This is a genomic window from Sphingobium sp. (genome assembly GCF_041987595.1).
Lineage (GTDB): Bacteria > Pseudomonadota > Alphaproteobacteria > Sphingomonadales > Sphingomonadaceae > Sphingobium.
On the sequence record NZ_JBHIWJ010000132.1, the window covers coordinates 1 to 9,545 of the forward strand.

8 protein-coding genes are annotated in these 9,545 nt (G+C 63.9%); 4 read left to right on the top strand and 4 right to left on the bottom strand.

The window, feature by feature from the left end:
* On the bottom strand, positions 1-758 hold a 758-nt coding region (locus ACFC3J_RS20615), incomplete at its 3' end, for a fumarylacetoacetate hydrolase (protein WP_375197869.1).
* A 137-nt stretch (positions 759-895) separates the two neighbouring features.
* On the opposite strand from ACFC3J_RS20615, the gene ligD reads away from it, so the two are divergent.
* Complete coding sequence (gene ligD / locus ACFC3J_RS20620) at positions 896-3,385, top strand: DNA ligase D (RefSeq protein WP_375197876.1); 2,490 nt, start codon at positions 896-898, stop codon at positions 3,383-3,385.
* 62 nt (positions 3,386-3,447) lie between these two features.
* Complete coding sequence (locus tag ACFC3J_RS20625) at positions 3,448-3,633, top strand: hypothetical protein (RefSeq protein ID WP_375197870.1); 186 nt, start codon at positions 3,448-3,450, stop codon at positions 3,631-3,633.
* 108 nt (positions 3,634-3,741) lie between these two features.
* Here ACFC3J_RS20625 and ACFC3J_RS20630 read toward each other — a convergent pair whose 3' ends face one another.
* Entirely contained in the window at positions 3,742-4,131 is a 390-nt protein-coding gene (locus ACFC3J_RS20630) for an EF-hand domain-containing protein (protein ID WP_375197871.1), read from the bottom strand.
* A gap of 258 nt (positions 4,132-4,389) precedes the next feature.
* Here ACFC3J_RS20630 and purB point away from each other — a divergent pair, with 258 nt between their 5' ends.
* On the top strand, positions 4,390-5,706 hold the full coding sequence (gene purB, locus ACFC3J_RS20635; RefSeq protein ID WP_375197872.1) for an adenylosuccinate lyase: 1,317 nt from the start codon (positions 4,390-4,392) through the stop codon (positions 5,704-5,706).
* A 107-nt stretch (positions 5,707-5,813) separates the two neighbouring features.
* Here purB and ACFC3J_RS20640 read toward each other — a convergent pair whose 3' ends face one another.
* Both ACFC3J_RS20640 and ACFC3J_RS20645 read right to left on the bottom strand, forming a co-directional pair.
* Positions 5,814-6,863 (bottom strand): LacI family DNA-binding transcriptional regulator, encoded by a 1,050-nt coding sequence (locus ACFC3J_RS20640; protein WP_375197873.1) that lies wholly within the window; start codon positions 6,861-6,863, stop codon positions 5,814-5,816.
* 48 nt (positions 6,864-6,911) lie between these two features.
* Positions 6,912-7,406, bottom strand: a complete 495-nt coding sequence (locus ACFC3J_RS20645) for an Lrp/AsnC family transcriptional regulator (RefSeq protein ID WP_375197874.1) — start codon at positions 7,404-7,406, stop codon at positions 6,912-6,914.
* Positions 7,407-7,504: 98 nt separating this feature from the next.
* Between ACFC3J_RS20645 and putA the strand changes: the two genes are divergently transcribed.
* The coding region (putA, locus tag ACFC3J_RS20650; RefSeq protein ID WP_375197875.1) for a bifunctional proline dehydrogenase/L-glutamate gamma-semialdehyde dehydrogenase PutA at positions 7,505-9,545 on the top strand (2,041 nt) is incomplete at its 3' end.

Sequence of the window (9,545 nt, forward strand, 5' to 3'; positions counted from 1 at the left end):
ATGCTGAAGTCGCCGTCGAACAGCCGGATCAGCGGTCCCAGCGAACAGGACGCGTTATTGTCTTTCGCCTTGCCCAGCAGCAGCGCCGACCGGCCCTCAAAATCACGCAGATTGACGTCATTGCCCAGCGTCGCGCCCACCGCACTGCCGCTCGCGTTGACGACCAGCACGATTTCCGGCTCCGGATTGTTCCAGGTGGAGTCCGAGCGGATGCCGATCTGGGCGCCTGCCCCCACGGTTGAGAGAACGGGAGATTTGGTGAAGACCTCCGCATCGGGGCCGATGGCGACCTCCAGATATTGCGACCAGACGCCATCTTCGATCAGGGCCTGCTTGAGCGCGGCCGCCTGTTCCGATCCGGGAATGACAGCGCGGATCGAGCCGCCCACGCGCTCTTCCAGCCGCGCGCGGATCTCTGCCGCGGCGCTTGCATCGCCGCGCGCCCTTTCCTCGATCACGCGTTCGATGGCCGACAGCGCGAAAGTGACACCGCAGGCCTTCACGCACTGCAGGTCGATCGGACTCAGCAGGGGCAGATCGAGAGCATCGAGCGCGCCCAGCCGTTCGCCCTTTTCCACGGCAACCGGCAGCATCTCCACCAGTTGCGCTGCGGTCGGCGCCACGCGGCTCATGTCATAGGCGACGCCGTCGCGCACCAGAATCGGGCTTGGCCCGGATGCCGTCGCAACACGGCCCAGAAACAGGCCTGATCGCCAGTCGGCGGGAAGGCAATCGAGCAGGGAGAGGGCGCTCGGCATCATCGGCTCCTAAAATCTTCCGTTATTGATAGCGCTACCACCACGACTTGCCGCCGAAGTCAAGTGTCCTCCATTCAATCGAGCGGAACCGCGCCACGGCTGGCGCATTTCTCCCTGGCGAAGGAAGCTGAATGTCGATGGCTGAAGCCGATGCCCTCACCCTCTACAACAGCAAGCGCGATTTTACGCGCACCAAGGAGCCGGCTGGCAAAGCGGGCCGCAAGGGGGGCAACAGCTTCATCGTTCAGAAACATGACGCGACCCGCCTGCATTATGATTTCCGTCTGGAAATGGACGGGGTCCTGAAGAGCTGGGCGGTGACGCGCGGACCCAGCCTGGACCCCGGCGACAAGCGGCTGGCCGTCCGCACCGAGGATCATCCCCTGTCCTATGCCAGTTTCGAAGGCACCATTCCCAAGGGCGAATATGGCGGCGGTACCGTCATGCTCTGGGACGAGGGAAGTTGGGAACCCGTCCCCGGCAAGAGCGCGAAGGATCTTGAAAAGGGCCACCTCCACTTCATCCTGCACGGGCAGAGGATGAAAGGCGAATGGCTGCTGATCCGTCTGAAGCCGCGAGGGAATGAAAAGCGCGAAAACTGGCTGCTCCGCAAAATCGAGGATGCTTATGCGGGCAGCGGCGACAGTCTTGTCGCGCGTGAACTCACCAGCGTCAGAAGCGGCCGGACCATGAGCGAGATCGCCGGGGATGCGCCCGCGATCTCGCTGAAGGGCAAGCGTGGCAAGGCATTCGACGCGGCGATGGACAAGGCGAAGAAGGCTATGCCTGCCCGGCCGCGCCGCAAGCGCGTTGCCGGCAAACCACCGCCGTTTCAGCCGCCGCAACTTGCTACTCTGGTGGATGCCGTGCCGGACGGCCATGGCTGGATGCATGAAATCAAATATGACGGTTATCGCTGTCTGCTGTCCGCGGCCGGAGACAAGGTTACGATCTTCACGCGCAGCGGCCTCGACTGGACGGATCGCTTCAGCCAGATCGCTGGCGAAGCGGCGAGCCTGCAACTGCCGCCGTCCCTGATCGACGGCGAGATCGTCGCGCTGGATGGTCAAGGCAATCCTGACTTCTCCAGCCTTCAGCGCGCACTGAAAGGAGAAGGGCGGTCGGCGCTTCATATCTTCGCCTTCGATCTCCTCCAGCTCGACGGCGAAGATTGCGCCGCGCAGCCCAATATCAGCCGCAAGGAAAAGCTGGCCGCTCTGCTGGGGAAAGGCTCCGCGCATATCCATGTGGCAGATCACATCGTCGGGGCGGGCGAAGCGCTGTTCGATGCCATGTGCAAAGCCGGGCAGGAGGGGATCATCTGCAAGCGGGCCGACGCACCCTATCGTGGCGCCCGCACGAAAAACTGGCTGAAGGTCAAATGCACCCGGCGGGAGGAATTCGTCATCGTCGGCTGGACGCCCAGCAGTGCGGGCGGGCGTTCCATCCGCAATCTTTTACTGGCGCAACATGACGGAAAGATGTTGGTTTATGCGGGTAAGGTCGGCACCGGCTTCAACGCCTCCAACAGCGATACACTGATGCGCGCCCTGAAAAAACGCGAGCGCAAGGCTGCGTCGCTGTCCGTTCCGCGCAGCGAAGCGAGAGGCGCGCATTGGGTGCGCCCAGATTTGATCGCGGAAATCGCCTTTGCCGAATTTACCGCCGACAATGTGGTTCGCCACGCCAGTTTCCTGGGCCTGCGCGAAGATAAGGAGGCGCAGGACGTCCGACGCGAGAAAGCCATGCCCGCACCCACAGCCGAAAGCGACGTCAGGATCAGCAACCCCGATCGCCTGATCTTTCCGGAAGCGAAGGTGACCAAAGGGGAACTTGCCGACTATTATGCCGCCATCGGCCCGGTCATGCTGCCCTGGATCGTCCATCGTCCAATCAGCCTGGTGCGCTGTCCGCAGGGCAGGGCGAAGAAATGCTTTTTCCAGAAACATGACAGCGGCAGCTTCGGTGAGCATGTGAAGCATGTGCCGATCCGGGAAAAAAGCGGCGCGAAGGAGGATTATCTCTATGTCGAGGATACGGATGGCCTGCTCGCTTGCGTCCAGATGGGCGCGATCGAATTTCACGGCTGGGGATCTCTGGTCGAGGATGTGGAGCGCCCCGACCGCCTGATTTTCGACCTCGATCCCGATGAAGGTCTTGATTTCGAGGACGTCAAAAAGGCGGCCCGCGACATTCGCAGGACATTGGAGGATATGGGTCTCGCCAGTTTTCCGATGCTGTCGGGCGGCAAGGGCATCCATGTGGTCGTGCCGCTGACGCCGGAGGCGGAATGGCCGCAGGTCAAGGATTTTGCCGAGCGCTTCGCCCGGGCGCTGGCCGGGTCGGAGCCGGATCGCTTCACTGCTACGATGAGCAAGGCCAAGCGCAAGGGGCGCATCTTCATCGACTGGCTGCGCAACCAGCGCGGCGCGACCGCCGTGCTGCCCTATGTGGTGCGCGCCAGGGAAAATGCGCCGGTCGCGGCGCCGGTGAGTTGGGACGAACTGGCCGACGTCGAAAGCGCTGGCGCCTTCACGGTGAAGGATGTCGCGGTGTTACTCGACCGGGCGGCGGCGCGATCACTGCGCGGCTGGGGCGAGGCGCGGCAGATATTGCCCGCCATTTGAAGGCCGATTTCGCCGCATGCATCTTTTCTGCGCTTCGGCTTTGTTGCATAGCGTGAGTCACCATGACGAAGCCGAACGAAGAAGCGTCCGCAATGGACGCCGCCGCCCCCGTTTCCACCGCGAAGACCGACATGGCTGCCGCCGCGCGCAAATCCGCGGGTAAGGCGGTGTGGATGGGGACCGCCGTTGGCATCGGCTCCGCCGCGATCGTGGCGGCGCTGCTCTACGCCAACAAAAAACGCGGTTGAACCGGTACATTACGCAAAAAAGAGGCGACATGGCCTTCGCTCCATGCCGCCTCATGTTGCGACCCGTTGTGGGTTTTGTCTCCCGCCTTCCGCGCGGGAAGCCGCCTCTTATCCTGCGCCACCACTCAAATAGCTGATCAACTCCGGCTTGCTGACGGTCGTGCTCTTGTCCGTATCGGCCGTGATGAAAGCGCCATCGGCCCATGCAGTCACTTCAGCCGGCGCCAGGGTCTTGCCGGTCGCCTTCATCTCCTGACCTTTCAGTGCAACCATCCAGCGCGAAAATTCGGCCCTGTCGAGCTGCCCGTCATGATTCTGGTCATAAGCGGGAAATTCGGTATCGACGATAGATGCCACCCCGTCGCCCGAGGGTGAGGCCGGCTGCGCGCTATTATCCTGCGGCGCCATCGGGGCGGGCTGCTGTGGAGCGGCCCCGGACTGCGCCAGCACGGGCGTTGCCGCAACAAAAGCTGCCGTCAAAAGAAAAGCGCGGATCATTCCATTCTCCAGAACATGGCTCCCGGCCTGTTCACCCCGGCACAATAGACAAGCATTTCAGTTGGTTCCTGAACATTTGTTCATCCCGCGCCATTCGCCCCCTGATTGGCTCGATTCGCCGCATGGGCATGCGAATAATGGGACGAAATGGCGGAAAAGCTGGACTGGCGCTGCCTCTTTCCGCCCGGATTTGCCCCAGAAACCTGGTGCTGTTAGGGGGCGCAGCGACTTTCATTCACTAGATTCAGGATTCGCCCGATGGTCCCCCGCTACGCCCGCCCGCAAATGACCGCCCTCTGGGAACCGGAGGCCCGGTTCAGGATCTGGTTCGAGATCGAGGCGCATGCGACCGAAAAGCTGGGCGAGCTGGGCGTGGTGCCGGAATCCGCCGCCAAAGCGCTGTGGGACTGGTGGGCGACCAATCCGTCGATCGACGTGCCCGCCATCGACGCGATCGAAGCCGTCACCAAGCATGACGTCATCGCCTTCCTGACCTGGGTGGCCGAACAGGTGGGCGACGAAGCCCGTTTCATGCATCAGGGCATGACCAGCTCCGACGTTCTGGATACCTGCCTTGCCGTGCAGTTGAGTCGCGCAGCCGACATATTGATCGAAGATCTCGACAAGCTGCTCGACGTCATCAAGCGTCGCGCCTATGAACATAAGCTGACGCCCACCATCGGCCGCAGCCATGGCATCCATGCCGAGCCGGTGACTTTCGGGCTCAAAATGGCGGAAGCCTATGCCGAGTTCAGCCGCTGCCGCGCGCGTCTGGTGGCGGCGCGCGAGGAAGTCGCAACCTGCGCCATTTCCGGCGCTGTCGGCACCTTCGCCAATATCGATCCGCGGGTTGAGGAGCATGTTGCGGAGAAGCTGGGCCTCGCCATCGAGCCGGTCTCCACGCAGGTCATACCGCGCGATCGCCACGCCATGTTCTTCGCGACGCTGGGCGTCATTGCCTCGTCGATCGAGCGTCTGGCCGTCGAGGTTCGCCACCTCCAGCGCACCGAGGTTCTGGAAGCCGAGGAATATTTCTCGCCCGGCCAGAAGGGCAGTTCCGCCATGCCGCACAAGCGCAACCCGGTGCTGACCGAAAACCTCACCGGCCTCGCCCGCATGGTACGCAGCTATGCGCTGCCGGCGATGGAGAATGTGGCGCTCTGGCATGAGCGCGACATCTCGCACTCGTCGGTCGAGCGCTATATCGGTCCCGACGCCACCATCACGCTCGACTTCGCGTTGGGCCGTCTGACCGGCGTGATCGACAAGCTGCTCGTCTACCCCGAGCGGATGATGAAGAATCTCGACAAGATGGGTGGTCTTGTCCATTCGCAGCGGGTGCTGCTGGCGCTGACGCAGGCGGGGGTGAGCCGCGAGGACAGCTATCGCTATGTTCAGCGCAACGCGATGAAGGTCTGGGAATCCGACGGCCAGCTGTCGCTGATGGAATTGCTGAAGGCTGATCCGGACGTCGCCGCCGCGCTGACCGCCGATCAGATCGAGGAGAAGTTCAACCTCGATTATCACTTCCGTCAGGTGGATACGATTTTCCGCCGGGTGTTCGGCGAAGCCTGAACAGTTTGACACGGGCGACAGGATAAGGGCGCAGAAATGCGCCCTTTCCGTTGTTTTTCCTGCAAACTCAAAAAATCTGCATTTGTCCATCAGGGGCGGCGGCGCCCTTACTGCGGGGCGGCGTCCGACTGGCGGTGGATCAGTTCATAGTCGAGCAGCAGATGGGCGGGCTTTTCCGCCGCCTTGCCCTTGCGGGTCTTGATCTGGCGGACCAGCAGTTCCACGGCGGCGCGCGACATGGCGCTGATCGGCTGGCGGATCGTCGTCAGTTCCGGCCAGATGGTGGTCGCGAGCGACGTATCGTCAAAACCGCAGACGGTAAGGTCCCGCGGCACGTCAAGCCCGCCGCGATGCGCGATCGCCACCGTTGCCGCCGCCATGTCGTCATTGCTGGCGAAGATCGCCGTTGGCGGCTGGGGCAAGGCCAGAATCTTCTCCGCCGCTTCCAGCCCTGAGCGATAGGTGAAATAGCCCTGCGCCACCCATGCGTCGTCGGCCGCGATCCCCGCTTCGGCCAGCGCGTCGCGATAGCCTTCCAGCCGCCGTTCGCTGGCGCTCAGATTGGGGTGGCCCTTGATGAAACCGATGCGTCGGTGTCCCAGCGCGATCAGATGGCGGGTCATGGCGAGCGCGGCGGCATGGTCGTCGATTCTGACCGCCGACATGTCGTCCGGCGCTTCGCCGGTCGCGACGGCAACGGCGGTGATCCCGGCTGCGGCCAGCGCATCCTTCACGCCCTGATGGTCGCAGAGCGGCGGCGGCAGGATGACGCCGTTGATCCGGCCGCGCAGCAGATGATCGACCACCGTGTCGACGGCGGTTTCCTCATCCCATTTTTCCACGACCAGATCGACGCCGCTGCGGCTGGCCTGATCGAGACTGCCGACCAGAAATTCGCTGAGATAGTTGGCGGACGGGTTGCTGTAGAGCAGGCCGATCCGGATTTCCTCACCCCCCGCCAGACTGCGCGCGGCGGCGCTGGGCGAATAGTTGAGCGCGGCGATGGCCTGTTCGACCTTTTCCTTCGTTGCTGGACGGACGATCTGTTCGCCGTTGATGACGCGCGAAACGGTCATGGGGGAAACGCCCGCATATTGGGCGACGTCGTTGATGGTGGGGGCATTGCGTTGCCGCCGCGAACTTCTGGCCTCGGTCATGCTTTCAATGGTAGCGGGATCATGGGCCGATACTAAGCAAAATATTGCTTATGATTTCGCTTTGCCGCGGGCATGGCCGCCGGCGTCCAGCACCGTTTCCATCGCGACATAGGTGGAGGTGCTGGCGACATGCGGCAGGGAAGAGATTTTTTCGCCCAGCACGGCGCGGTAGCGGCGGATGTCGGCGGTCCTGACCTTCAGCAGATAGTCGAAGCTGCTGGCGATCATATGACATTCCTCCACTTCCGGGATGCGGCGGACGGCGGCGTTGAATTCATTGAGCGCCTTTTCCCGCGTGTCGGACAGCTTCACCTCGGCAAAGGCGACATGATCCATGCCCAGCTTCGCCGGATCGACGATGGCGCGAAACCCCCGGATCACGCCCAGTTCGATCAGTCGCCGCATCCGTTGCTGGCAGGGGGTCTTCGACAGGCCGACCGTCTGGGCCAGATCGGTGACCGTCATGCGGCCGTCGTCCACCAGCGCGGCGACGATCCTGCGGTCAAATTCATCCAGTTCGACTGCCGCTGGTTCATTTTTCATGACTTTTGCCTATCAAAGTCCGAAAAATAAGTCATCTGGATTGAGATACAGGTCATCTTAAGTCGGATTGCCTGCCTGTCTTTGCCTATCATCGCGGGATGACGACCTCCTCGCCCTTTGCCGCCTTCGCCCCCGCCATCCGCGTGCAGTCGCCGCTTCGCCGGGCCATTACCGCCGCCTGTCGCCGCGATGAGGCGGCGTGCATGGCACCCCTGCTGGACGAAGCCGCCCTGCCCGATGCCCTGACGGCGCCGGTGCGCGAGACGGCCCGCAGGCTGGTGACGGTGTTGCGCGCCAACGGCAAGGGCAGCGGGGTCGAGGCGCTGGTGCAGGAATATGCGCTCTCCAGCCAGGAAGGCGTGGCGTTGATGTGCCTTGCCGAAGCGCTGCTGCGCATTCCCGACGATGCCACCCGCGACGCGCTGATCCGGGACAAGATCGCCGATGGCGACTGGAGCGGGCATCTGGGCGGGGGCAAGTCGCTGTTCGTCAATGCCGCGACCTGGGGGCTGGTGGTGACCGGCAAGCTGGTCGGCAGCGTCGACGATCGCGGGCTGGGCGCGGCGCTGACGCGGCTGGTGGCGCGGGTCGGGGAGCCGGTGATCCGGCGCGGCGTCGATCTGGCGATGCGGCTGATGGGCGAGCAGTTCGTGACCGGCGAGACGATCGCGGAGGCCCTGAAGCGCGCAAAGGTGCAGGAGGCCAGGGGTTTCCACTATAGCTACGACATGCTGGGCGAGGCGGCGACGACCGCCGCCGACGCGGCGCGCTATCATGCCGATTATGAGCGCGCCATTCACGCCATCGGTCGGGCGTCGAACGGGCGCGGCATCTATGCCGGGCCGGGCATTTCGATCAAGCTGTCCGCCCTTCATCCCCGCTATGCCCGGTCGCAGGCCGACCGGGTGATGGGCGAGTTGCTGCCCCGCGTGCGGGAACTGGCGCTGCTGGCCAAATCCTACGACATCGGCCTCAACATCGACGCGGAGGAGGCCGACCGGCTGGAACTGTCGCTCGATCTGCTGGAGAGTCTGGCGCTTGATCCCGATCTGGGGGGGTGGAACGGGCTTGGCTTCGTGGTGCAGGGCTATGGCAAGCGCTGCCCCTTCGTCATCGACTGGATCATCGATCTGGCCGGGCGGGCCGGGCGGCGGATCATGGTGCGTCTGGTCAAGGGCGCCTATTGGGATGCGGAGATCAAGCGGGCGCAGGTCGACGGGCTGGCCGATTTCCCGGTCTATACCCGCAAGCTGCATACCGACGTCGCCTATATCGCCTGCGCGAAGAGGCTGCTGGCGGCGAAGGAGCGGGTGTTTCCCCAATTCGCGACCCATAATGCGCAGACTCTGGCGACCATCCATCATCTGGCCGGGCCGGATTTCATGGTCGGGGATTATGAGTTTCAATGCCTGCACGGCATGGGCGAGCCGCTTTACGAGCAGGTCGTGGGCCGGGGCAATCTCGATCGGCCATGCCGCATCTATGCGCCGGTCGGAACGCATGAGACGCTGCTGGCCTATCTGGTGCGGCGGCTGCTGGAAAATGGGGCGAACAGTTCCTTCGTCCATCGCATCGCCGACCCGGCCGTGCCGGTCGAGGAGATGATTGCCGATCCGGTCGAGCTGGTGCGGGCGATGCCGCAGCCGGGCGCCCGGCACCCCGACATTGCCCTGCCCGCGGGCCTTTATCCGGACCGGCGCAATTCGGATGGGCTGGACCTGAGCGATGAGACGGCGCTGGCGGCCCTGAGCCGGGCGCTGGAGGAAAGCGCCGCCATGGCGTGGAGGGCCGCGCCCGAGGGCGGCGAGGGGCAGGCGCGGCCGGTCCTTAATCCGGCGGATCGCCGGGACAGGGTCGGAACGGTGGTGGAGGCGTCGGTCGATCATGCCTGCGCCGCCGTCACCCGGGCGGCAGCCAGCGGCTGGGTGCAGGTGCCCGTGGCGGAGCGGGCCGCCATGTTGGAGCGGGCGGCCGACGCCATGCAGGCGCGCATGCCGGTCCTGCTGGGGCTGATCGTGCGGGAGGCGGGCAAGTCGCTGCCCAATGCCATAGCCGAAGTGCGCGAGGCGATCGACTTCCTGCGTTATTATGCGGCGCAGGCGCGATCGACCTTTGGCCCGGCGCAACAGGCTCTGGGAC

Coding starts and splice junctions, on each gene's coding strand:
- ACFC3J_RS20640 (WP_375197873.1), bottom strand. CDS start 6,863: ATGACCGAGGCCAGAAGTTCGCGGCGGCAACGCAATGCCCCCACCATC.
- ACFC3J_RS20645 (WP_375197874.1), bottom strand. CDS start 7,406: ATGAAAAATGAACCAGCGGCAGTCGAACTGGATGAATTTGACCGCAGG.
- ACFC3J_RS20630 (WP_375197871.1), bottom strand. CDS start 4,131: ATGATCCGCGCTTTTCTTTTGACGGCAGCTTTTGTTGCGGCAACGCCC.
- purB (WP_375197872.1), top strand. CDS start 4,390: ATGGTCCCCCGCTACGCCCGCCCGCAAATGACCGCCCTCTGGGAACCG.
- ACFC3J_RS20625 (WP_375197870.1), top strand. CDS start 3,448: ATGACGAAGCCGAACGAAGAAGCGTCCGCAATGGACGCCGCCGCCCCC.
- ligD (WP_375197876.1), top strand. CDS start 896: ATGGCTGAAGCCGATGCCCTCACCCTCTACAACAGCAAGCGCGATTTT.